The following is a 24425-nucleotide window of genomic DNA, read 5'->3' on the forward strand; positions in this document are numbered from 1 at the left end:
TACGGCTACTGTTCTTTTTTTTGAAAAAAATAAATTTTTAGTGACATAAAACTAATACCATTAGTATAATAAAACTAATGGTATTAGTTTTCGTGAAAAGGGAGATGGGACTATGAGGATGATACATGAAAAAACGGTATATCAATTGTCATTTTTGCCAAGAGCGTTTCCTGTAAATTGTTACTTTGTGGAGGAAGAAGCTGGTTTAACTTTAATTGATGCGGCTTTGCCATATAGCGCAAAAGGTATTTTACAGGCGGCTGAGAAAATAGGAAAACCAATTACTAAAATTGTATTAACACATGCGCATGATGATCACATTGGTGCATTAGATGCATTAAAGGAAGTACTTCCTCATGTTCCAGTCTATATTTCTAAGCGGGACGCAAAGCTGTTAGAAGGAGATACGACGTTACAAAAGGATGAACCGAATATACCGATAAAAGGCGGTGTACCTAAAAAAGTAAAAACGGTACCTGATGTTTTATTGGAAGATGGCGACCGAGTTGGATCGCTTCTTGCGATTATGACACCGGGACATACGCCGGGCTCCATGTCGTTTCTTGATGTAAGAAATAAAGCTCTTATTGTTGGGGATGCATTCCAAACAAGAGGAGGTATGGCTGTTTCAGGACAAATGAAATTTTGGTTTCCGTTTCCGGCGATGGCAACGTGGAGCAAAGAAATATCATTACAAAGTGCAGAGAAGTTAAGAGAATATGAGCCTTCCTTGCTTACGGCAGGACATGGAAAAATGATAAACGATCCAGTGGCTTTCATAGAGCTTGCTATTAAAGAAGCGAAGCGGAATATAGAAAGTAGAAAAGAGGGTTAATTGATGTCACCGAGAATCGGACTTACATTACAAAAAATTGTAGAAACAGCAGCAGAAATTGCAGATGCAAATGGAGTACAAGAAGTAACGTTAGCTTCATTAGCGCAAACGTTAGGGGTACGTTCGCCCTCACTATATAATCATGTAAAAGGGTTACAAGATGTACGGAAAAATCTTGGCATTTACGGAATCAAAAAGCTGCATAACAGACTGGAAGAAGCTGCCGAGGATAAACGGATGGATGAAGCAATTCATGCTTTAGGAGAAGCGTATGTAGCATTTGTCCGAAAACATCCTGGACTATATGAAGCAACTTTTTTACGAGATGAAGAAGTAAGAAAAGCAGGTGACGGAATTGTAAAGCTTTGTCTTCAGGTTTTACAACAGTATGGCTTAGAAGGAGAGAATGCACTTCATGCGACACGCGGATTCAGAAGTATTTGTCATGGATTTGCTTCGATTGAACAGCAAGGCGGATTTGGTTTGCCGTTAGATCTGGATATAAGTTTACATGTATTATTGGAAACGTTTATTAAAGGATTACGTGAATAAGAAGCGAGGCAAACAAAAACCTTAGAAGTGATTCTAAGGTTTTTTAGTGCATATAATTCGAAAAGAGCGGTAGGCTTTTTCTCATTACATGATATTATTTTACAGGTTTGAAAAATGTGTATATGACTACGGAAAGGCAAACGAAAATAAAAGCAATAGGATCTTGATATGGACTAGGCTCAGAGCCCTTCTGGATTTCTGTAAGGAAGTCATGTGTTTTCATGTTCATTGCTCCTTTAACTAATAAGTTTTATATGATGCGAGGGTTATAGTGGATAGGAAGTATTTTTTAAAATTTCATATAATAATTATTGCATGGCAATTCTATTCCTAAAACTATAAAATATAAAGTTTTCATAATATGTAAAATTGCATATTATTCTTTTTGTAAAATTTGTTATATTATCTTTATATTTAAATTAAAGGATTTTAATGAGATAAATGAGAATAACTGGAGGGATACTGTGGGTAAAACAGTGTTAGAGGCGTATAGTGTGGAAAGAAAAATCGAGAATATAACATATAAAAATCTATTTGTAATGATAGCAATGATTATAGGGATTTCACTCCTAGGAGGATTATTTCTTGGTTTAGCCTTTGAGATTTATGGAGAAGAAGCATTAAGTACTAAATTAGAAGGATATTACTTACTCTTATTCGATGCAATTGTTGTTGCTATCGTTGTATTAGCTTATAAACCAGTTCTTCATTTTATTAAATACATTTGGGATGTATCCGTTTTGAAGAATGGGAAGACATATTTATATCTATTAATTGGTTTTATTATCATTGCAGTATCACAATATTTAATGTTACATGTGTTTAGTTTTGAAAGTGCAGCAGAACAAAAGGAACAATTAGGAGGTTTAGGACTTCAAAATAACATACAAAGTATTATATATGTGTTAAGTATTGCTATCATTACGCCGGTTAAAGAAGAAATTCTATTTCGAGGTATTTTATATCGATTTTTAGAAAAGAAATATAATTTTTTAGTTAGTATCATTATCTCTTCCTTCATTTTTGGACTTCTTCATGGGGGGCTTCTAATTACAGCAACGATTATGGGAATGGTATTTGCAATGTTATACAAAAAGACGCAATCTATTATACCTAGTATTATTTTACACATTATATGGAACTTACTTGTGAGTATAAGTATGATTGTATCTCTATAAAAATAAATACATAACCAGTATAAAAGATGAATGGCTTAGCTATTCATCTTTTATTTTTTTTATATGTGGGAAAAGTTGATGAATACAATCCAAAAAGAACCAAATACTAATGATGAATGAACAAAGAAAGGCGGGTATGTTATATGCAAAACTTAACAGAGCTTGAAGTAGAAAACTTACGTCATTTAATTGGTGGACACGCAACAATTATTAACAAGTTGGAGCAGTATGCACAGACGTGTACAGATCCACAACTGAAACAAATGCTACAAAAAGATGCGCAAGATGCACGAAATACGAAACAGCAATTAATGACTTTCCTAGGATAGGAGGAAGCGGAAAATGAATGAAAAAGATATGGTAAATGATTATTTAGCAGGATTAAATGCAAGTTTAACAAGCTATGCAAATTATATTGCTCAGTCTGATAATGAACAGTTACATCAAACGTTAATTCAAATTCGTAATCAAGACGAGGCGCGCCAACGTAATATGTATGAGTACGCAAAGCAAAAGAGTTATTACAAACCGGCAGCACCTGCTAATCCAATGATTGTACAGCAATTAAAAAGTCAATTAAGTGCGGAATAACAGGAAAAAGAAAACGAGCGAATTTATTCGCTCGTTTTCTTTTTGTATATGTCAATAAATACATAATAAATATTTTTCCAGTTGTAACAAATATGACGAAAATGGAATATGACAATTCACAAAAAGGACAAAAACTTTGTTCAACATTTCACAAAGTATCCATGGTTTCTATCGTGGGAACCTCTATAATTAAGAATGTAAAGAACAAAAGAAATAGATTATATGATCAATTAGGAGAGATTGCTATGAAAAGACATACAAGAAAAATTGCAATTATCGGTACTGGATTAGTTGGATCAAGTTGTGCGTATTCCATTGTAAATCAAGGGATTTGCGAAGAGCTATTATTAATTGATATAAATCATGAACGTGCAGTTGGGGAAGCAATGGATTTATCACATTGCATTAACTTTACAAATACAAGAACAAAAGTATATGCAGGAAGCTATGAAGACTGCAAAGATATGGACATTGTCATTATTACAGCAGGTCCAGCACCAAAACCAGGGCAAAGTCGCTTAGATACTTTAGGAGCGAGTGCGAAGATTATGGAAAGTGTTGTTGGTGGCGTAATGGAAAGTGGATTTGATGGTATTTTCTTACTCGCATCGAACCCAGTTGATATTATTACATATCAAGTGTGGAAATTATCTGGGTTACCTAGAAATCGCGTAATCGGTACAGGTACATCATTAGATTCTTCTCGCTTAAGAACAATTTTATCTGAAATGTTACATGTAGACCCTCGTAGTATTCATGGGTATTCATTAGGAGAACATGGTGATTCTCAAATGGTTGCGTGGTCTCACGTAACTGTTGGTGGAAAGCCAATTCTGCAAATTTTAGAAGAACAAAAAGAACGATTTGGTGAAATAGATTTAGATGGAATCGTTGAGAAGACTGCAAAAGCCGGCTGGGAAATTTATAAACGTAAAGGAACTACTTATTACGGAATCGGAAATTCTCTAGCATATATTGCGAGTTCAATCTTTAATGATGATCACCGTGTCATTGCTGTATCAGCCATTTTAGATGGTGAGTACGGTGAATATGATATTTGTACAGGAGTACCAGCTATTATTACTAGAGACGGTATAAGAGAAGTTGTAGAACTCAATTTAACAGAGGATGAAGAATCTCGATTCGCAAAATCAAACGATATTTTACGTGATTATATGAAAACAATTGGTTACTAACTTATAGGAGAAGGTGAAACGAATGAAGGAATATATAATGTCTCGTGTATTTAAAGCATCTGCTGGAATCGCACAAGGTATTTTCGTATCCCTCGGAATTGGTTTACTGATCGAAAATATAGGAAGAATTGTTGATATACCATTACTTATTACAATCGGAGTTGTTGCAAAATCACTAATGGCACCGGCAATTGGTGCTGGAATTGCTTTTATGCTCGGTGCAAACGGTCTTGTAATCTTCTCGGCGATGGTAGCCGGAGCGATTGGTGCCGGATCCATTTCGATTGCTGAAGCTGGTCTAATTATTAAAACAGGTGAGCCAATCGGTGCATTATTAACAGCAACTTTAGCTGTATATATTGGTAAACGTTTAAGCGGAAAAACTGCGTTAGATATGATGCTCGTTCCATTTGCGGCAATATTAGGTTCTGGTTTAGTAGGCATTTGGTTATCTCATAATATTACTCCTGTTTTAAATGCAGTTGGAGCGTTTATTAAAGATAGCTCAGCTGGTAGCCCATTCATCGCTTCTATCGTCATTGCAGTAGTTTGGGGACTATTACTTATCTCTCCAGCTTCATCAGCTGCGTTAGCAATTGCACTTAGCTTAGACGGTGTTGCAGGTGGTGCTGCTCTTGCTGGATGCGTTGCTCAGTTTATCGGATTCTCTGTCATCTCAGCAAAAGAAAACAATTTAGGTGGCATATTAGCTCAAGCACTTTGTACTCCGAAAGTACAGTTACCAAATATCACTAAAAATCCAATGATTCTCGTCCCAACTGTCGTCGCCAGTGCTATAGTCGGTCCGGTATCCGCATTAATTTTCCAACTGGAAGCAGGAAAGGAAATTGCAGGTCTTGGATTAAGTTCTCTTATCGCACCAATTAATTTAATTTCCAGCCAAGGATGGGAAGTTCTCCCGGCGATGGTAATTACTTATATCGTCATTCCAGTAGCTGTTTCTTATATACTTTACATTGCTCTTAAAAAAGCAGGTCGTATTCATTCTGGTGATATGACTGTACCGCAATCTTAAATTGAAAATCTCCTTAATAATAGATAAAAGCAGACTGAAGCCACAGTCTGCTTTTTTGTCATGCTACATTCTATGATTTTGTTTTACTGGAACTCTTATTGGTTCTTTGGCCAATAAGAGTTGAACGCCGAAGTAAAGTATGCTTGCAAGTGTCATTCCAGAAACGGCATCTACAAAGGCATGTTGCTTCGTAAATAGCGTTGATAAAATAATAAGTGTACCGAAGAAAGTAAGGATGTAATATTCAAAAGCATGTTGTTCTCTACGCTTAAAGGCAGCTAACATAATTACAAATGTAGTAAGAACGTGAATGCTAGGGAAACAGTTTACTGGCTGGTCGATACTATAAATATAGCGAACTAGTTCAGAAAATACATCTGTTCCAACGACAGTCGGACGTGGTACAGTTGTTTGCCAAAAATAATAAATAGAAAAACAAGCAAGCTTTCCAAAAATAACACTACTTAAAGTAACATAATATTGCTTTCGGTCAGCAAAACAGTAATAAATAAGTGCGCCGTATAAGTATGGAAACCAAAGTAAATAAGGAATAATAAATGCTTTTACAAATGGAATCCAATCATCTACTACAGTTGTAACGTCTACTGCGTGAACAGTCGATTTATTTAATACGTCGTAAAGGGGACTTACGAGCACGAGTAGAAGTATATAACTTAACGGAAGAAAAGATGAAAGTTTAAATTTCTTCATGTTGATCTCCTATGTTTAGTAATGTAAGTAAATTCAATTGATTATAATATAGAAACGTGAATTGGGCTATCGATTTTACTTACATTTTCTTGAATTAACCTTACGTTTTTGTCACTTGACTAAAAAGAAGGGGAGGGTGCTAAATGAAGCGTTTATCGTATTTCTTATTTTTTATATTGATATGCCTAGTCGGTGCTGGGTGTGCAAAGGATAAAGAAGGAGAGAAATTAGAATATAACGGAAGAGCACTCGTAATTGGAGTTGTTGGAGAAAAACCGAAAGATACGTTTAGGAATATAAAGTTTGAGGAAATGAAGTTAGAGGAACTGGAAAAGAAATCTAAGGAAGTAGATGGTTTTCTAATAATGAAAGATCACTTTCAAGAAGCCTCAACAGAGCAATATAAAAATGTATTTTCATCACTAAAGAAACCAGTGTTTTTTATCGGTTTACAAGATAAATCATATTCGATTTTTATTACAAAAGGGATAGAGTATAACAGTGCCCGAAAAGATGTAAATGCTATGTATACGCAAGGGTTTGCGAATATCGGAAGTGGTGAAGGACAACAATGGGCAGTTGGTTTATCGAATGGTGGAAATACAGAAGAAAGTATTCATAATATGTATATCGTCGTATTTCAAACAATTGCAGATTATTTAAATAGATAATGAAGGAGCCTGCAAAAGAGGCTTCTTATTTTTTTAATCAAACGTTTGTTTAAGCTGTATGTTCGGTAGGAAGAAACCGATGTAACTCAAGGGTTAACAAAGAAAAATAGAGAATTAATCAAACGTTTGTTTAAGCTGTATGTTCGGTAGAAAGAAACTCCTGTAGTTCAAAGGTTAAGAAAGAGAATGGAGAATTAATCAAACGCTTGTTTAAGATATATGTTTGGTGCAGAATCTAAAAAATTTATATATTTATTTTTTTCTTAACAAATGGCGGAAAAATAAGAAAAATTCGCAGGATTATTAAAAATTATCACGAAATAAGTAAAAGTTTAGCGAATAATGGTTTGAAATAATAAAACGTTTTCTATATGATAAAGGTAAAGGTTAGTAAAAAAGTAGGTGAATTTATGACAGTAACATTTTATTCATATCCAAAGTGTGGCACATGTCAAAAGGCAAAGAAATGGTTTGAGGCAAACGATGTAGCATATGAGATGATTCATATTGTTGAAAATCCACCATCAAAAGAAGATTTACGTAATTTACATGAAAAAAGTGAATTACCATTAAAAAAATTCTTTAATACAAGTGGAATGCGTTACCGTGAACTTGGTCTAAAAGATAAGTTGAAAGATGCAAGCGAAGACGAAATGTATGAGCTTTTAGCATCTGATGGCATGTTGATTAAACGTCCAATTGTAACAGATGGAACGAATGTAACACTTGGTTTTAACGAAGAGCAGTTTGAAAGTGTGTGGAAAAAGTACCAATAAGGTATTTTTACATAATTAATACATTCACTGGAGGTACAGTCATGAGCATTCCAAATAATTTACGTTACTCTGAAGAACACGAATGGGTAAAAACTGAAGGTAATGAAGTTGTTATCGGTATCACTCACTTTGCACAAGGTGAGCTAGGCGATATCGTATTCGTTGAACTTCCTGAAGTAGGTGCAACAATCGAAGCTAACGAGCCATTCGGAAGCGTAGAATCTGTTAAAACAGTTTCTGAGTTATACGCACCTGTAAGCGGTAAAGTTGTAGCAGTAAACGAAGAATTAAGTGACCAACCAGAACTTGTTAACGAATCTCCATACGAGGGTGCATGGATGGTTAAAGTTGAACTTTCTGATGCAAGCCAAGTTGAGAAGTTATTAACTGCAGAAAAATATGCAGAAATGACAAACCAAGACTAATTATAGTCGACTAAAGGACAGCCTTTGTGCTGTCCTTTTTTATTTTTTGTGAAATAATGAAATTCAAGTTATATGTAAATAAATAAGCTATTATGAGAAAAACTGTTTTTTGGTAAGGTTTCATAAGTCTTCACAATCTAAACGAGCCGCTTGCGCTTTTCATTGTCCAGCTCCACCTCCTAGCCCTTCATGTCTAAGAACCTTCCGCACGAGAAGACAAAAAGCGTCTTCTGTGCGAAAGAACCTTAGCCAACAGGGCTAAGCAGTCGGTTCCGCTTTTCTTTTGCAAAAATAAACAGGAAACAACATGAAAATAACGAATATACTATATACTAAGTTCAAGGTTATATAGTATATGGTGATCGGGTGATGACATATGATTTATGTAGAAAAAGTCATTATTGTAGAAGGTACATCAGATAGAAGAAAGATTGAATCTATTATTCGTGAACCGGTGGAAATTGTTTGTACAAATGGTACAATTGGTTTGTCGAAAATGGATGAGCTCGTTGATCAATTTTTTGATAAGGAAGTGTATGTGCTAGTGGATGCTGATGATGCTGGAGAAAAGTTAAGGAAACAATTTCGAAAAGAATTCCCGCAAGCCGAGCATATCTATATTGATCGCTCGTACCGAGAAGTGGCAACTGCGCCATCTACACACTTAGCAAATGTATTATGGGGAGCCGACATTGACGTTTATACAGAATATTTACGGTAAGGAATGATAGAAGTGATTGATTGGACAGGAGCCGAAGCTACAGCCCTAATAGAGAACGAAGAAAAAACAGTATTATATGTATATACTCCAATGTGTGGAACATGCCAATTAGCAAAAAAGATGTTAACAGTGGTTGAGATGACAATTGAAGATTTGAAAATTGGGATGTTAGATTTAAATTATGCTCCGCATTTAGCAAAAGAGTATGGGATTGAAAGTGTACCTTGTTTACTTGTTTTTGAAAATGGGACACTGATGAAGAAGATATACGCATTTCATTCGGTTGAATATTTATATACGGAATTAAAGTAGGTGGCAAAAATTTTGCCGCCTCGACATATTTCTTGGGAAATATGTCGAGATGCAGGATGGATACAGTATTTGTCGAGCGAAAATAACAGGATTGCTCTTTAGTGAGAGGGAATGGTATGTAATAGAAAGTGATATGAAGGATGTGATTTAGGGTGAGATTATATTCTTTGCTTCAATCATTTGTAAATTACGCTAATGGTCAATATCATTTAGAACCGCTTTTAAGACAAGAAGAAAAAACTGTTAATTTTCGCTTTGGAGATGAAAGTTGTTCGTTACAAATTTCAAGAGATTATATAGAGTTGGTACATGAGGAAAGAGGAACGGAACAAATCATTTGCTTAGATGAAAAGGATATAGAACAATTGGTGAATGGAAATGTACGATTGCAAATGCTAATGAATGATGGACGTGTACAATATTCGGGAACGTACCGAACGATGTTATTAGTGGAATCGATGTTTCATATATGTAAACCGATGTCAGTAGGTGCTTAAAATTCTGAAGTTTCATTTTTTGCGAAAATTTCTGTTGACATGGTGAGTGTATATTGATACAATTCAAGTCATAAAATATAGACAATTTCATAAATTTCAAATCAGACGAAAATTGAATCTGATTTCTCTTATCAAGAGAGGTGGAGGGACTGTGCCCTGTGAAGCCCGGCAACCGTCAACTTATGTTGAAATGGTGCCAATTCCTGCAAAGCGAATGCTTTGAGAGATGAGAGAGAGGGATAATGTTGTTATATACGCATATAAACCTTTCTGCTTCTCTAAAGCAGAAAGGTTTTTTTATTGTTTGAATGTGGAGGACATTTAAATAATAAAAGTAATGATAACAGTTGACTACACGCATTAAAAATAAAAAATTGCGGAGTTGACCAAAAATCTAGCTCCAGCGGCTAGAACAGTCGGTCGTTTCATCCCTTCCTATGAGGCAAAATACGCCTCTACGTCAGGGATTCAAACGCCCTCTTGTTCTAAACGAGCCGCTTGCGCTTTTTATTTAAAAAAGGGGTGAACATCATGATTCTATTAGAGAATGTAAAGAAAATATATAAGGCGAAAAGCGGTGATGTCACTGCTGTAGATAACGCCAATTTAAAAATAGAAAAAGGCGAAATATTTGGTGTTATTGGATATAGCGGCGCTGGGAAAAGTTCTTTAATCAGATTGTTTAATCAGTTAGAGAAACCGACTTCTGGTCAAATTACAATTGCGAATCGTGTTATATCAGCAATTACAGGAAGTGAACTTCGTAAGGCAAGGCAAGAAATCGGAATGATTTTTCAACACTTCAACTTACTTTGGTCACGAACTGTACGTGAAAATATAGAGTTTCCACTTGAAATTGCAGGTGTTGATAAAGCGAAGAGAAGAAAACGTGTTGATGAATTAATTCATCTTGTTGGATTAGAAGGAAGAGGAGACGCGTACCCATCTCAGCTGAGCGGGGGACAAAAGCAACGCGTCGGGATTGCAAGAGCATTAGCTAACAATCCACAAGTGCTTTTATGTGACGAAGCAACGTCAGCTCTTGATCCGGAAACGACAGATCAAATTTTGGATTTACTATTAGACATTAATAAGCGCCTTGGTTTAACAATTGTACTCATTACACATGAGATGCACGTAATTCGAAAGATTTGTAATCGTGTTGCGGTAATGGAGAAAGGAAAGATTGTAGAAACAGGTCCAGTACTTGATGTATTCCGTAATCCGAAGCAAGATATTACGAAACGATTTGTACAGCAGTTAACGGATTCTGAAGATACAAATGAAACGATTGAAAGTTTAATTGAAAAATATCCAGATGGAAAAGTAATTCGTTTGCAGTTTATCGGTGAGGCTGTAGAAAGACCAGTGCTTCAACGATTGATGCAACGCAGTGATATAGAAGTTAGCATTTTGCAAGGAAATATCGCACAAACGAATAACGGTTCTTACGGTAGTTTAGTTGTTCATTTAAATGGTGAGGAAACAGCGATCCAGCAAGCAATAGAAGGAATTCATCAAGATCAAGTAGAGCTGGAGGTGATTGCACATGGATAAGTTACTTGCAAATGTTGATTGGAATCAAATGTTAGAAGCAACTGGTGAAACGTTATATATGACGGCAATCGCAGCTCTTGCGACATTTGTTTTAGGACTCATTTTAGGATTGTTACTCTTCATGACAGCAAAAGATAATTTATGGGAAAACAAATCAATTAATACGGTGATTGGAGCATTCGTAAATATATTCCGTTCTATACCATTCATCATTTTAATTATTTTATTAATCCCATTCACAAAGATTCTTCTTGGAACAATTCTTGGAGCAAGTGCAGCTTTGCCGGCTTTAATTATTGGAGCAGCACCATTCTACGCGAGAATGGTTGAAATCGCACTTCGCGAAATCGATAAAGGTGTAATTGAAGCTTCAAAAGCAATGGGAGCAAAAACAAGCACAATTATTTTGAAAGTGTTAATTCCAGAATCGTTACCAGCATTAGTATCTGGTATTACGGTTACGACAATTGCTTTAGTAGGCTATACAGCAATGGCAGGAGTTGTTGGTGCTGGTGGCCTTGGAACACTTGCTTACTTAGAAGGATTCCAAAGAGGGAATAACGATGTAACAATCGTTGCGACAATTTGTGTATTACTAGTTGTATTTTTAATTCAGTGGATTGGTGATAGTTTAACGACTCGAATAGATAAACGATAATGAAAAACGGGAGGATGTTTCAAATGAAAAAATTGTTACTTACGGCACTTATTTCAACTTCAATTTTTGGATTAGCTGCTTGTGGCGGGAAAGATAAAGATGAAAAGAAACTTGTTGTGGGTGCTTCTAACGTACCGCACGCTGTTATTTTAGAAAAGGCAAAACCGTTACTTGAGAAAAAAGGAATTGAGTTAGAAATTAAAAAATTCCAAGACTACGTATTACCAAATAAATCGTTAGCGGATAAGGATTTAGATGCAAACTACTTCCAGCACATTCCGTATTTAGAAAAAGAAATTAAAGATAAAAAATATGACTTTGAAGTAGCAGGAAAAATTCATTTAGAACCAATTGGTGTGTACTCTCAAAAGTATAAGAGCTTAAAAGAGCTTCCGGACGGAGCGACAATTATTATGAGTAATTCAGTTGCTGACCATGGACGTGGTTTAGCAATTTTACAAAAAGAAGGTATTTTAAAAATTAAAGACGGAATAGATCCAGTTAAAGCAACTCCAAAAGATATTGCAGATAATCCGAAAAATCTAAAATTCAAAACGGATATCGAGCCTGGTTTATTGCCACAAGTGTATAACAATAAAGAAGGCGACGCTGTTTTAATTAACTCTAACTATGCAATTGATGCAAAGTTAAATCCGGAAAAAGATGCAATTGCAATTGAAGGAAATGATTCACCATACGCAAACATAGTAGCTGTTCGTAAAGGCGATAAAGATAAGAAAGAGATTAAAGCTCTTGTAGAAGTATTGCATTCTAAAGAAATTGAAGACTTCATTAATAAAGAATATAAAGGGGCAGTTGTTCCTGTAAAAGAATAATTGCTGAAAAGGGCTGGTGTATGCCGGCTCTTTTTATAACTACATAACCATTGGGGAGAAGGGGAAATCATATGAAAAAGGTTCTACTGTCAGTTGTTACAGCGCTGTCTGTATTTACATTAGCTGCTTGCGGAGGGAAAGAGGAGAATAAGCTTGTTGTGGGAGCTTCTAACGTGCCACACGCTGTTATTTTAGAGAAGGCACAGCCAATATTAGAGAAAAAAGGTATTAAGTTAGAGATTAAAAAGTTTCAGGATTATGTACTGCCAAATAAAGCGTTAGCGGATAAAGAAATTGATGCGAACTACTTCCAGCACATTCCTTACTTAGATAAAGAAATTCAAGAAAAGGGATATAAAATTGTAAACGCAGGAAAAATCCATTTAGAGCCTATGGGCATTTATTCTAAGAAATATAAAAGCTTAAAAGACTTACCGGATGGCGGGACAGTGATTATGAGTAATAACGTAGCGGAGCGAGGCCGTATGTTAGCATTGTTACAAAAAGGCGGCGTGATTAAGCTTAAAGATGGTGTAGATGTTGTTAAGGCGACAGTAAAAGATGTAGTAGAAAATCCGAAAAACTTAAAATTTAAAACAGATGTTGAACCTGGACTTTCCCCGAAGTTGTATGAAAATAATGAGGGAGATGCTTTATTCATTAATTCGAACTATGCAATTGATGCAAAATTAAATCCAACGAAGGATGCAATTGCGATTGAAGGATCAGACTCTCCGTATGCAAACATCATCGCAGTTCGTAAAGGTGATGAGAAGAAAAAAGAAATTAAAGAGCTAGTAGAAGTGCTACATTCAAAAGAAATTCAAGATTTTATTAATAAAGAATATAAAGGTGCTGTACTTCCGGTAAGTGAATAAATATAAGGAAAGGACTGGGAAATTACCAGTCCTTTTTTCTTTATATAAATAAGAAGAAAGGTGTATCATAGAAAGATGTAAAGGAAATACTTATATACATTTGTGAAAAAACGGTTACTTTTTTTCGTCGTTTGCGATATCATTTTATTTGATATAAAATTAGAATGAGAATAAAATGAGAATATGAACGTTTTAGGAATTTTTAAAATGTATATATAGGATTAATGGAGGTATTGAGATGGCTGGTTCTACATTAACGGTTAAAGACTTACACGTATCAATTGATGGCAAAGAAATTTTAAAGGGTGTAAACCTTGAAGTAAAAGGTGGAGAAATCCACGCAATTATGGGACCTAACGGAACAGGTAAATCAACTTTATCTTCTGCAATTATGGGTCACCCAAAGTATGAAGTAACAGAAGGTAGCATCATCATCGACGGTGAAGATGTATTAGAAATGGAAGTAGACGAGCGCGCACAAGCGGGTCTATTCCTAGCAATGCAATATCCAAGTGAAATTAGCGGAGTAACAAACGCTGACTTCTTACGTTCTGCAATTAACGCACGTCGTGAAGAAGGCGATGAAATTTCTCTTATGAAATTTATCCGTACATTAGATAAAAACATGGAATTCCTAGAAATGGATCCAGAAATGGCACAACGTTACTTAAACGAAGGTTTCTCTGGTGGAGAGAAAAAACGTAACGAAATTCTTCAATTAATGATGATTGAGCCAAAAATCGCAATCTTAGATGAAATCGACTCAGGTCTTGATATCGATGCATTAAAAGTTGTATCTAAAGGTATTAACGAAATGCGCGGCGAAGAGTTCGGTTGCCTAATGATTACGCATTACCAACGTTTATTAAACTACATCACTCCAGACTTCGTTCACGTTATGATGAACGGTCGTATCGTTAAATCTGGTGGCCCTGAGCTTGCACAACGTCTAGAAGCTGAAGGTTACGACTGGATTAAAAAAGAATTAGGTATTGAAGACGAAACAACAGAGCAAGAAGCGTAAGAGAGGAGCATAAACATGACAATCGGTACATTACCTTTCGATCAAGAAACAATCCGTCAACGCGCAAGCGAAGTAAACGAAGCAGCTTGGTTGACTGAGTTCCGCTTACAAGCTCTTGCACAAGCAACTGAACTTCCAATGCCAACGCCTGATAAAACGAAAATTGACAAATGGGACTTTATCGGAAAAGGCGACGCTGCTAAGCAAGAGCCTGTAAGTTCTTTAACTGAACTTCCAGAAGCAGTGAAAAACTTAATCGATGAAAATAACAGCGTATTAGTGCAACGTACTGGTACAACTGCATTCGTTTCTTTAGCAGACGAAGCAAAAGAAAAAGGTGTTATTTTTACAGACATCGTAACAGCAGCAACTGAGCACGCTGAACTAGTACAAAAGTACTTAATGAAAGACGGCGTGAAGGTAGACGAGCATCGTCTAACTGCACTTCATGCTGCATTAATCAACGGCGGTGCATTCGTATATGTTCCGAAAAACGTTGTTCTTGAAACTCCACTTCAAGCTGTATTCTTAGTAGACGGCGAAGAAGCTAACGTATATAACCACGTATTATTCGTAGCTGATGCGAACAGTACTGCAACTTATGTAGAAAACTACGTTGCAAATGAAAATGCTAAAGGTATTGCAAATATCGTAGCAGAAGTAATCGTGGAACAAGGCGCACAAGTGAAATTCGGTGCGGTTGATCTATTAGCAAAAGACGTAACAACTTACGTTAACCGCCGCGGCGTTGTAGGACGCGACGGCCGTATTGATTGGGCTCTAGGCCTTATGAATGACGGAAACACAATTTCAGAGAATGTTACGAACTTAATGGGCGACGGTTCATATGCTGATACGAAAACAGTAACAATTGGCCGTGGTAACCAAACACAAAACTTTACAACTAAAGTTGTTCACTTCGGTAAACACTCTGAAGGTTGGATTTTAAAACACGGTGTACAAAAAGATAGTGCAACATCTATCTTTAACGGAATTGGTAAGATTGAACACGGTGCATCTAAATCAAATGCACAACAATCTTCTCGCGTTCTTATGTTAGATGAAAAAGCACGCGGTGATGCAAACCCAATTCTTTTAATCGACGAAGATGATGTAATGGCAGGTCACGCAGCTTCAGTAGGTCGCGTAGATCCAGTCCAACTATACTACTTGATGAGCCGTGGTATTCCAAAACGCGAAGCAGAACGTTTAGTCATCCATGGATTCTTAGCACCTGTAGTTAATGAGCTTCCAATTGAAGGAGTAAAAGCACAGCTTGTTGAGGTAATTGAAAGGAAAGTTCGCTAATGAATATTCATGAAATACGCAAACAGTTTCCAATTCTTGATCAAAAAGTGAACGGCAAACAACTTGTTTATTTCGATAGTGCAGCAACTTCTCAAAAACCAATTCAAGTCATTGAAACGTTAGAGCGTTACTATAAAGAATACAATTCTAACGTGCATCGCGGTGTTCATACGCTCGGTACGAAAGCTACCGACGCGTATGAAGGTGCACGTGAGAAAGTTCGCAAGTTTATTAACGCGAAATCAATGGAAGAGATTATTTTCACACGCGGAACGACAACTGCATTAAATACAGTAGCAGCTAGCTATGGTCTTGAAAATGTAAAAGAGGGCGATGAAATCGTTATTTCTTACATGGAGCACCATAGTAATATCATTCCGTGGCAACAAGTTGCGAAGAAAACTGGTGCAACTTTAAAATATCTTCCGCTTCAACCAGACGGTACAATTTCTTTAGAAGATGTTCGTCAAACAGTTACACCGAATACAAAAATCGTTTCTATTATGCAAGTATCAAACGTACTTGGAACGATTAACCCTGTAAAAGAAATCGGAGCAATCGCACACGAAAATGGCGCAATTATGGTCGTTGATGGTGCACAAAGTACACCTCACATGAAAGTGGATGTACAAGATTTAAACTGTGATTTCTACGCATTATCTGCTCATAAGATGTGCGGACCTACAGGTATCGGCGTATTATATGGTAAAAAAGAATTGCTGAACAATATGGAGCCAATTGAATTTGGCGGTGAAATGATTGATTTCGTAGATTTACAAGAATCTACGTGGAAAGAGCTTCCGTGGAAGTTTGAAGCAGGTACACCGATTATCGGTAATGCAATCGGACTTGGTGCAGCAATTGATTTCCTAGAAGAAATCGGTCTTGATAATATTGAAAAGCATGAGCATGAATTAGCGCAATACGCTTTAGAAAGACTATCAGAAGTAGATGGCGTTACAATTTATGGTCCAAAGCATCGCGCTGGTCTTGTTACATTTAATATTGAAGACGTACATCCTCACGATGTAGCGACTGTATTAGATGTAGAAGGCATTGCAGTTCGCGCAGGACATCACTGTGCACAACCGCTTATGAAGTGGCTAAAAGCTTCTTCAACAGCACGTGCGAGCTTCTATTTATATAATACAAAAGAAGAAATTGATACATTTGTTGAATCGCTAATCAAGACAAAGGAGTATTTCACAAATGTCATTTAATAATTTAGATACGTTATATCGTCAAGTTATTATGGATCATTACAAAAATCCTCGTAACCATGGCGTGTTAGAAGATAGTGTTACCGTTAACTTGAACAATCCAACTTGCGGCGATCGTATTCAACTTACGATGAAAGTAGAAGAAGGTATTGTGCAAGAGGCGAAGTTTGAAGGTGAAGGATGTTCAATCTCAATGTCTTCAGCTTCAATGATGACACAAGCAGTAAAAGGTAAGAAAATTGAAGAAGCACTTCAGCTTTCGAAAATTTTCTCTGACATGATGCTAGGAAAAGAGTACGATGACAGCATCGATTTAGGAGATATTGAAGCATTACAAGGCGTATGCAAGTTCCCTGCACGTATTAAATGTGCAACATTAGCGTGGAAAGCGTTAGAAAAGGGCTTAAACGAAGATAAGTAATGTTAAAGGTTCCTAAAAACGAGGTTATCTAAGGAGGGACACACCAACATGGCGAAGCAACTGCCAGATATCGGCGATTATAAATATGGTTTCAAAGACAAAGACGTTTCGATTTTCCGTGCTGGACGCGGTTTAACAAAAGAGATCGTTGAAGAAATTTCACGTATGAAAGAAGAACCACAGTGGATGTTAGACTTCCGTTTAAAATCACTGGATAAGTTCTACGAAATGCCAATGCCACAATGGGGCGGCGACTTAAACGACTTAGATTTCGATGAAATTACGTACTACGTAAAACCATCTGAGAAATCTGAGAAGTCTTGGGATGAAGTACCTGATGAAATTAAAGCAACATTTGATAAATTAGGTATTCCAGAAGCTGAGCAAAAATATTTAGCTGGTGTATCTGCACAGTACGAATCTGAAGTTGTATACCACAACATGAAAGAAGACCTAGAAGCTCTAGGAATCGTCTTCAAAGATACAGATAGCGCATTAAAAGAGAACGAAGATATTTTCCGTGAGCATTTCGGAAAAGTAATCCCACCAACAGACAACAAATTCTCTGCATTAAACTCTGCAGTTTGGTCTGGTGGATCATTCATCTACGTTCCAAAAGGTGTTAAAGTTGATACACCACTTCAAGCGTATTTCCGTATTAACTCTGAAAATATGGGACAATTCGAGCGTACGCTTATCATCGTAGACGAAGGCGCACACGTACACTACGTAGAAGGTTGTACAGCACCTGTTTACACGACTAACTCACTTCACAGTGCGGTAGTAGAAATCATCATTAAGAAAGATGCATATTGCCGTTATACAACAATCCAAAACTGGGCGAACAACGTATACAACCTAGTTACAAAACGTGCGGTTTGTGAAGAAAACGCAACGATGGAATGGATTGACGGTAACATCGGATCTAAATTAACGATGAAATACCCAGCAGTTATCTTAAAAGGCGAAGGCGCTCGTGGTTTAACATTATCTATCGCGATTGCTGGTAAAGGCCAACACCAAGATGCTGGTGCGAAAATGATTCACTTAGCACCAAACACGTCTTCAACAATCGTTTCTAAATCGATTGCGAAGCATGGTGGTAAAGTAACTTACCGTGGTATCGTACACTTCGGACCAAAAGCGAAAAACTCTCGCTCTAACATCGAGTGTGACACGTTAATCATGGATAACCAATCTACATCTGATACAATTCCTTACAACGAAATCAAAAACGATTACGTTTCACTTGAGCACGAAGCGAAAGTATCGAAAGTATCAGAAGAACAATTATTCTACCTAATGAGCCGCGGTATTTCTGAGCAAGAAGCTACAGAAATGATCGTAATGGGCTTCATCGAGCCATTCACTCGCGAACTTCCAATGGAATACGCAGTTGAAATGAACCGCCTAATCAAGTTTGAGATGGAAGGTTCTATCGGTTAAATAGAAATGCGGAGCCGACTGTTCAGACCCGTTGTGGCTAAGGTTCTTAGACATGAGGGTCTAGGAGGCGAAGCTGGACATATTTAAAGTGGAAGCGGCTCGTTCAGAATGTGAGGGGGATGGAGCTTCTGACGTAGAGGCGCTTTTTGCCTCATAGGAAGAAGTGAAGCCACCGAACATTCTAGCCGCTGGAACTGGATAATATATGTATGAAGAAAGCGTCCTGCTGTGCAGGGCGCTTTTTTGTTTTGCGGATTTGTCTTGGCCGTGGGAGAGGATACCCGGGTGGGTGTTCAGCTAAATATATCAACGATTTTTCAAATATATCGATCATAAACGGGAATATATCAACGATTATTTCAATATATCAACGTTTCGACAAGGAATATCGATTTGTCGACAAGATAAGACAAAAGAAAATCCTCACATACCCCAAATATTTTATAAGAACAGAGAACGACTAGGTTTAAGACAAAGATACTGACAAATCCACTTGAACAACCACCCACTGAATTCTCTATTAAACTTTTTGACAAATCCACCCCTTCCTCCACTATCTGGAATTATTTCCTGCATTAGCAAAAGTTTCTCATATAAAAAGGACAATCTTTTGCTTTTTCTCACAATGCGAGTACAATGTAAAATAGCAAGAAAAGACGAAAAGTATTTACAGGATTATTGTGTGCGCATAGCGTAAATGGCAGTAAGGAACTGAGAGGAGGTTTTTTCTCTGAATACAAATAAAGAAACAATCATCCACCTTTATCATACAAACGATATACATAGTCATTTTGAAAATTGGCCGCAAATTTCTCGGTTTGTTCTAGGGGAGAAAAAGCGAAGACAGGAAGCGGGAGAGACGGTTTTGACGATTGATATCGGCGATCATGTGGATCGTTTTCATAGTATTTCGGAAGCGACAAATGGGATTGGGAATACGAAGCTTTTAAATGAGGCGTTATATGATTATATAACGATCGGAAATAATGAAGGCATTACGTTAGCGAAAGAGCATTTAAATCGGCTCTATGATGATGCTGGATTTGAAGTACTTGTCGCAAATTTATTTGAAAAAGAAGGTGTACGTCCATCATGGGCAAAGCCTTATAAATTACATACAACGACAGATGGGATTACGATTGCTTTTATCGGGTTAACTGTTGCGTATCCAGAGTTTTATCAAATGCTCGATTGGCATATTGAAGATCCGCTTATCCATTTAGAGTCTATTTTAGAAGAAGTGAGAGATGAGGCTCATATAACAGTTGTCCTTTCTCACCTTGGAAAAAGTATGGATGAGTATATGGCAGAGCATTATGATATAGATGTTATTTTAGGGGCACATACGCATCATTTATTTGAGCGTGGTGTTCTAATGAATAATACTTTACTTTGTTGCTGTGAAAAGTGGGGACGTTACGTTGGGCACGTGCAGCTTACTGTGGATAAAGAGACGAAGAAGCTGTTGAAAAAGGACGGTAGAGCGATTAAGACGGAACGGTTAGGTGCTTATAGCGAGCCGTTATCCACAATTGAAATACTGCAGGAAGAAAGTAAGCATATAATGGCAGAGCCTGTCGTTCATTTAAAAGAGTCATTACAGGTTGATTGGTTTCATGAGACGCCGTTTTCTCATATGTTAGCAAGTGCGCTGAAAACATGGTGCGGTGCAGAAATTGGCATGGTGAATGCTGGTGTACTTCTTGAAGGGTTAGAAGAGGGTGTCGTAACGCGCGGAGATATTCACAGAATTTGTCCACATCCAATTAATCCGTGTGCTTTGAAAGTTCCAGGAAAGATATTAAGAGAAGTTATTTTGAAAGCACGTAAGCCGAATATGGAGAATCTTGAGGTGAAAGGATTCGGATTTCGTGGGAAAGTGATGGGGAAAATGATTTACGCGGGTGTAGAAGTAATTCCAGATACGATTCCTGGGAATAAAATTTTACTCGAAGATGTATTAATTAACGGGGAATCGCTGGAATTAGATCGTATATATACAGTAGGAACAATTGATATGTTTACATTTGGCTACTTATACCCAGAGCTATCCACACTTTCTGACAAACAATATTATATGCCAGAACTACTTAGAGATGTGTTAACAGATATGTTAATAACTTATAAATCTTCCGTTAAACTATAGGCTAGTTAACTTGTAACACTCATTTTTCTCTTGTCATACAGATAAGAAAGAGAGGAGTGTGAACTATGGTTAATGTGGAGCCAATTATAATTGATAATTATACGTTTATTGCGGTTAGCGTGAAACTTCCAAAGACAAATTTGCTAGCTGTAATGAGCGATAAAGGATATATTATGTGTGGTGCATTAGATGTAGGTCTTTTAAATGAGAAGTTAGGTGATCGAGGAATTATTGCTGGCCGTGCGGTTGGTGTAAGAACGATTGAACAACTTCTTGAAGCGCCGCTAGAATCGGTAACGACTGGAGCTGAAGCATTAGGCATTCCAGCAGGAACGATTGGAAAAGAAGCATTATTAAAAATGAGATAAGCATATATCGTCCCTCCTTCTTGCATAGAAATGATATAAGAAGGAGGTTTTTTTATGAGTATATTTCGCTCGAAAAACTCGCGGTTTCGAAGGGGACCTATTGCCTTTCGGTATATACTGCTTATGTCGTTTATTCTTTTTATTATATTACTTACGCAAGGGTTGTGGATTGTGAATAATAATATTCAGCCGACCTTAATTAAATATGGGGAAGTAGAGACGCATAAAATGGCGACGGCAATTATGACGAAGGCAGTAAAGGATCGAATTAATGAAGGATTCGATGTAGATTCATTAATGAAAGTACAGAATGATAAAAACGGAAAAGTATCTACAATTAATTTAAATACAAAGCAAGTAAATGAAATCGTAACGTCAACGACCACGTACATAGAAAAATATTTGCAGCAAGTAGAACAAGGAAAGTTGAAGGAGCTAGGTATTTCTGAAAAAAACGGGGCGACTATGGCAGTTCCTTTTGGGCGTGTAACTGATAATGCGCTTCTTGGTAATATAGGACCAGATATTCCGATTCATTTCACGCCAATTGGGCATGTGAATACAGATATTAAACAAAAAATTGAGCCGCATGGGATTAATACTACAGCGATTCAAATTGTTATGGAAATGGAAGTAACATTGCAAGTAATTATTCCATTTCATACGAAAGAGATAACGGTGAAACAAAATGTTCCGATTGCGACGCGTATCGTTCAAGGGGAAGTGCCTACGTATTATGGAAGTGGAAGTGTTGCTGTACCTGATAAAAAGAAAACAGATAGTTAGTTGTAAATAAAGTGAAACCCGGATCAGCCAGGCTTTTAATGGATAAAAAATAACCGTAGCAATGCAGCTACGGTTATCGTTTTGTATTTGCTCGTTCTTTGCGTTCCCAAAGGCTTAAATGCATGTATGGATCGAAGGCCCATTCTGTATAGCCATTGTCTTTATACATGCCAAAATGTAAGTGGGGCGGAAATTTTCCGGCTGTACCAGGAGGTCCATAACCAGTGCTACCAACAAATCCGATTACTTTCCCTGGCCCAACAATTTGTCCAAGCTGTATTTCTTTTGAGAACCCGCCTAAATGAGCGTAATAATGGTAATTGTTATGAAGGTCGCGAATACCAATGCGCCATCCACCAAGGCGGTTCCAACCTTTCGTTTCAATAATGCCATAGCAAGTCGATCTTACTGGCACGCCATATCCGGCGAAAATATCTGTTCCTTCATGAATCCTTCTGCCGCCAAAACTTCTTCCAGCGCCGAAAGTACTACGGTAGCTATGGTCACTACGGATCGGAAGAGGAAAAGCATTTCCCTCTAAATTAATACGGCCATAATGTTTATAAATTTGGGCATATTCGCTAATTAAATCAACTGTTTTTGCACGTCTATAATATTCCCAGAGCATAATCTTAATACGGTCTTCTGACGTTCCTTGTTTCCTTAAAATAGTCGCTGCGGTATGCAGAAGATCACGGTCGCTATTTGCATTTGCAAATCCATCTTTATCACCATCTAAACCTATTCCGCCAAATAGAGAAATTGTATGGGGGAGAGTATCGTTACTATTAATAGGTCCAGCCCATATTTCTGGTTTGAAATAAAGGGAAATGATGGCATCTGGTTTTTTCGGAATATCTTTTCTTACGCTCCGTATATTTCTTTCATATTGATCCATTGCAGCTAAGTAATACCATGGAATGCCTGAAGACTGCTCGGTTTCTTTATATAGTGCCATGCGCTTTTCGTATATGCTTTGCTGATTATCTTCACCGTAAGCGATGTTTTGGTGGAGAAGAAAACAAATAGAAAGCAAAAGAGAAATTTTTCGAAGCATGAAATAGACTCCTTTCACAACATCACTCTTTTTAGTGTGGGATATACGGAGTATTTCATTATAGGGAACGATTGGAAAAAATCTTAGAATCTTCATTTGAGCAAATCGCTTTCATACGTTAGAATAGATATGTTACATTGAAAGAAGCGAACACGGTAAACTATTTCATATTGTGCGGAGTTGATAACCATGACAAAACAAACAGAATATAAGCGCAAGCCCGAATGGTTGAAAATTAAGTTAAACACGAATGAAAACTATACAGGCTTAAAGAAAATGATGCGTTCTAAGAATCTTCATACCGTTTGTGAAGAGGCAAAATGTCCGAATATTCATGAATGCTGGGCTGTAAGAAAAACAGCAACATTTATGATTTTAGGTGCGGTTTGTACACGTGCTTGTCGTTTTTGTGCGGTTAAAACAGGCTTACCAACTGAGCTTGATTTACAAGAACCAGAACGCGTAGCAGATTCAGTAGTACAAATGGGCTTAAAGCACGTTGTTATAACAGCGGTTGCACGTGATGATTTAAAGGACGGGGGAGCAGCTGTTTTTGCTGAAACAGTACGCGCAGTACGTCGTAAAAACCCATTCACGTCTATCGAAGTATTACCATCTGATATGGGTGGAGTAGAAGAAAACTTAAAAATGTTAATGGATGCAAAACCAGATATTTTAAACCATAACATTGAAACAGTACGTCGATTATCTGACCGAGTTCGCGCTAGAGCAAAATATGAACGTTCATTAGAGTTTTTACGTCGAGCGAAAGAAATGCAGCCTGATATTCCAACTAAATCGAGCATTATGGTGGGCTTAGGTGAAACGAGAGAAGATTTAATTGAAGCAATGGATGACTTACGTGCAAACAATGTGGATATTTTAACTCTTGGGCAATACCTACAACCATCTAAGAAGCATTTACCAGTTCTTAAATATTACCCACCAGCAGAATTTGCAGAGCTTAAAGAAATTGCACTTAGCAAAGGATTTAGCCACTGTGAAGCTGGCCCACTTGTGCGTTCTTCTTACCATGCGGACGAGCAAGTACGTTCTGCAAAAGAAAAAACAGCAGAAGCTAAATAATGAAAAAAAGAGAGCTAATGATTGGTCATCTCCCTGTCAAGTAGACAGTAATAAAAAGAGTATTATGCCACGGCCTTTTCCCGATATTCTATCGGGGAAAGGCCGTGAAGTTTTTCTTGGAACCTTTCTGTAT

General features: G+C 37.1%; 29 protein-coding genes and 1 riboswitch. Of the genes, 26 read left to right on the plus strand and 3 right to left on the minus strand.

Annotation, left to right across the window (positions count from 1 at the left end):
- Nucleotides 1-112 precede the first annotated feature (112 nt).
- The 7 genes from ACTFO4_RS12365 to ACTFO4_RS12395 all read left to right on the plus strand — a co-directional run bounded on the left by ACTFO4_RS12365 (nt 113) and on the right by ACTFO4_RS12395 (nt 5388).
- A complete protein-coding gene (locus ACTFO4_RS12365) occupies nt 113-835 on the plus strand; it encodes an MBL fold metallo-hydrolase (RefSeq protein ID WP_440013715.1) in 723 nt (240 codons plus the stop codon).
- 3 nt (nt 836-838) lie between these two features.
- A complete protein-coding gene (locus tag ACTFO4_RS12370) occupies nt 839-1387 on the plus strand; it encodes a TetR/AcrR family transcriptional regulator (RefSeq protein ID WP_000074925.1) in 549 nt (182 codons plus the stop codon).
- A 464-nt stretch (nt 1388-1851) separates the two neighbouring features.
- A complete protein-coding gene (locus tag ACTFO4_RS12375) occupies nt 1852-2565 on the plus strand; it encodes a CPBP family intramembrane glutamic endopeptidase (RefSeq protein WP_000520913.1) in 714 nt (237 codons plus the stop codon).
- A gap of 143 nt (nt 2566-2708) precedes the next feature.
- The gene (locus ACTFO4_RS12380) at nt 2709-2894 is read left to right on the plus strand and encodes a hypothetical protein (RefSeq protein WP_001180555.1); all 186 of its coding nucleotides are present in this window, start codon (nt 2709-2711) and stop codon (nt 2892-2894) included.
- 13 nt (nt 2895-2907) lie between these two features.
- Entirely contained in the window at nt 2908-3156 is a 249-nt protein-coding gene (locus ACTFO4_RS12385) for a spore coat protein (RefSeq protein ID WP_001002981.1), read from the plus strand.
- Between the two features lie 245 nt (nt 3157-3401).
- Nucleotides 3402-4352 (plus strand): L-lactate dehydrogenase, encoded by a 951-nt coding sequence (locus tag ACTFO4_RS12390; protein ID WP_061457847.1) that lies wholly within the window; start codon nt 3402-3404, stop codon nt 4350-4352.
- 22 nt (nt 4353-4374) lie between these two features.
- Nucleotides 4375-5388, plus strand: coding sequence for a PTS sugar transporter subunit IIC (locus ACTFO4_RS12395; protein WP_326235366.1), 1014 nt, complete (start codon nt 4375-4377; stop codon nt 5386-5388).
- Nucleotides 5389-5451: 63 nt separating this feature from the next.
- Here the strand turns inward: ACTFO4_RS12395 and ACTFO4_RS12400 are convergent, their stop codons facing one another.
- Nucleotides 5452-6099 (minus strand): phosphatase PAP2 family protein, encoded by a 648-nt coding sequence (locus tag ACTFO4_RS12400; protein WP_000713772.1) that lies wholly within the window; start codon nt 6097-6099, stop codon nt 5452-5454.
- A gap of 143 nt (nt 6100-6242) precedes the next feature.
- Between ACTFO4_RS12400 and ACTFO4_RS12405 the strand changes: the two genes are divergently transcribed.
- From ACTFO4_RS12405 to yunB, 18 genes are all read left to right on the plus strand, one after another.
- Nucleotides 6243-6770: a hypothetical protein gene (locus ACTFO4_RS12405; RefSeq protein WP_000826874.1), complete on the plus strand. Its 528-nt coding sequence runs from the start codon at nt 6243-6245 to the stop codon at nt 6768-6770.
- Between the two features lie 410 nt (nt 6771-7180).
- Nucleotides 7181-7546: an arsenate reductase family protein gene (locus tag ACTFO4_RS12410; RefSeq protein WP_000218968.1), complete on the plus strand. Its 366-nt coding sequence runs from the start codon at nt 7181-7183 to the stop codon at nt 7544-7546.
- A gap of 41 nt (nt 7547-7587) precedes the next feature.
- Complete coding sequence (gene gcvH / locus ACTFO4_RS12415) at nt 7588-7971, plus strand: glycine cleavage system protein GcvH (RefSeq protein ID WP_000026897.1); 384 nt, start codon at nt 7588-7590, stop codon at nt 7969-7971.
- Nucleotides 7972-8347: 376 nt separating this feature from the next.
- Complete coding sequence (locus tag ACTFO4_RS12420) at nt 8348-8692, plus strand: toprim domain-containing protein (RefSeq protein ID WP_000640870.1); 345 nt, start codon at nt 8348-8350, stop codon at nt 8690-8692.
- Between the two features lie 3 nt (nt 8693-8695).
- Complete coding sequence (locus ACTFO4_RS12425; protein WP_002008881.1) at nt 8696-9004, plus strand: thioredoxin family protein; 309 nt, start codon at nt 8696-8698, stop codon at nt 9002-9004.
- Between the two features lie 152 nt (nt 9005-9156).
- On the plus strand, nt 9157-9501 hold the full coding sequence (locus ACTFO4_RS12430; RefSeq protein WP_001242139.1) for a hypothetical protein: 345 nt from the start codon (nt 9157-9159) through the stop codon (nt 9499-9501).
- A gap of 125 nt (nt 9502-9626) precedes the next feature.
- Nucleotides 9627-9734: riboswitch (SAM riboswitch) on the plus strand.
- A gap of 298 nt (nt 9735-10032) precedes the next feature.
- Nucleotides 10033-11058 carry a methionine ABC transporter ATP-binding protein gene (locus tag ACTFO4_RS12435; protein WP_000601775.1) on the plus strand — a complete coding sequence of 342 codons (1026 nt, stop codon included), beginning with the start codon at nt 10033-10035 and terminating at the stop codon, nt 11056-11058.
- The gene (locus ACTFO4_RS12440) at nt 11051-11716 is read left to right on the plus strand and encodes a methionine ABC transporter permease (RefSeq protein ID WP_000359401.1); all 666 of its coding nucleotides are present in this window, start codon (nt 11051-11053) and stop codon (nt 11714-11716) included. The genes ACTFO4_RS12435 and ACTFO4_RS12440 overlap by 8 nt, the downstream gene beginning before the upstream one ends.
- 23 nt (nt 11717-11739) lie before the next feature.
- Entirely contained in the window at nt 11740-12552 is an 813-nt protein-coding gene (gene metQ, locus ACTFO4_RS12445) for a methionine ABC transporter substrate-binding lipoprotein MetQ (protein ID WP_000735099.1), read from the plus strand.
- Nucleotides 12553-12623: 71 nt separating this feature from the next.
- Entirely contained in the window at nt 12624-13430 is an 807-nt protein-coding gene (gene metQ, locus ACTFO4_RS12450; protein ID WP_000757013.1) for a methionine ABC transporter substrate-binding lipoprotein MetQ, read from the plus strand.
- A 238-nt stretch (nt 13431-13668) separates the two neighbouring features.
- On the plus strand, nt 13669-14454 hold the full coding sequence (gene sufC, locus ACTFO4_RS12455; RefSeq protein ID WP_000929160.1) for a Fe-S cluster assembly ATPase SufC: 786 nt from the start codon (nt 13669-13671) through the stop codon (nt 14452-14454).
- Between the two features lie 15 nt (nt 14455-14469).
- The gene (gene sufD / locus ACTFO4_RS12460) at nt 14470-15762 is read left to right on the plus strand and encodes a Fe-S cluster assembly protein SufD (protein ID WP_000152167.1); all 1293 of its coding nucleotides are present in this window, start codon (nt 14470-14472) and stop codon (nt 15760-15762) included.
- Nucleotides 15762-16982 carry a cysteine desulfurase SufS gene (sufS, locus tag ACTFO4_RS12465; protein ID WP_001020767.1) on the plus strand — a complete coding sequence of 407 codons (1221 nt, stop codon included), beginning with the start codon at nt 15762-15764 and terminating at the stop codon, nt 16980-16982. Before sufD ends, sufS begins: the two co-directional genes overlap by 1 nt.
- The gene (sufU, locus tag ACTFO4_RS12470) at nt 16972-17403 is read left to right on the plus strand and encodes a Fe-S cluster assembly sulfur transfer protein SufU (protein WP_000009523.1); all 432 of its coding nucleotides are present in this window, start codon (nt 16972-16974) and stop codon (nt 17401-17403) included. The genes sufS and sufU overlap by 11 nt, the downstream gene beginning before the upstream one ends.
- A 48-nt stretch (nt 17404-17451) precedes the next feature.
- Nucleotides 17452-18849, plus strand: coding sequence for a Fe-S cluster assembly protein SufB (sufB, locus tag ACTFO4_RS12475; RefSeq protein WP_001118827.1), 1398 nt, complete (start codon nt 17452-17454; stop codon nt 18847-18849).
- Nucleotides 18850-19603: 754 nt separating this feature from the next.
- Entirely contained in the window at nt 19604-20995 is a 1392-nt protein-coding gene (locus tag ACTFO4_RS12480) for a bifunctional metallophosphatase/5'-nucleotidase (protein WP_079998843.1), read from the plus strand.
- Between the two features lie 65 nt (nt 20996-21060).
- Nucleotides 21061-21363: a YunC family protein gene (locus tag ACTFO4_RS12485; RefSeq protein ID WP_000248466.1), complete on the plus strand. Its 303-nt coding sequence runs from the start codon at nt 21061-21063 to the stop codon at nt 21361-21363.
- Between the two features lie 54 nt (nt 21364-21417).
- Nucleotides 21418-22149 carry a sporulation protein YunB gene (yunB, locus tag ACTFO4_RS12490; protein WP_000021800.1) on the plus strand — a complete coding sequence of 244 codons (732 nt, stop codon included), beginning with the start codon at nt 21418-21420 and terminating at the stop codon, nt 22147-22149.
- 73 nt (nt 22150-22222) lie between these two features.
- Here yunB and ACTFO4_RS12495 read toward each other — a convergent pair whose 3' ends face one another.
- Nucleotides 22223-23206, minus strand: a complete 984-nt coding sequence (locus ACTFO4_RS12495) for a M23 family metallopeptidase (protein ID WP_017674511.1) — start codon at nt 23204-23206, stop codon at nt 22223-22225.
- Nucleotides 23207-23395: 189 nt separating this feature from the next.
- Between ACTFO4_RS12495 and lipA the strand changes: the two genes are divergently transcribed.
- The gene (gene lipA, locus ACTFO4_RS12500) at nt 23396-24292 is read left to right on the plus strand and encodes a lipoyl synthase (protein WP_000166372.1); all 897 of its coding nucleotides are present in this window, start codon (nt 23396-23398) and stop codon (nt 24290-24292) included.
- A 62-nt stretch (nt 24293-24354) separates the two neighbouring features.
- Here the strand turns inward: lipA and ACTFO4_RS12505 are convergent.
- The coding region (locus ACTFO4_RS12505) for an IS3 family transposase (protein ID WP_325782447.1) at nt 24355-24425 on the minus strand (71 nt) is incomplete at its 5' end.

Origin of the sequence: Bacillus cereus group sp. MYBKT14-1 (genome assembly GCF_051915185.1) — a bacterium.
GTDB lineage: Bacteria > Bacillota > Bacilli > Bacillales > Bacillaceae_G > Bacillus_A > Bacillus_A cereus.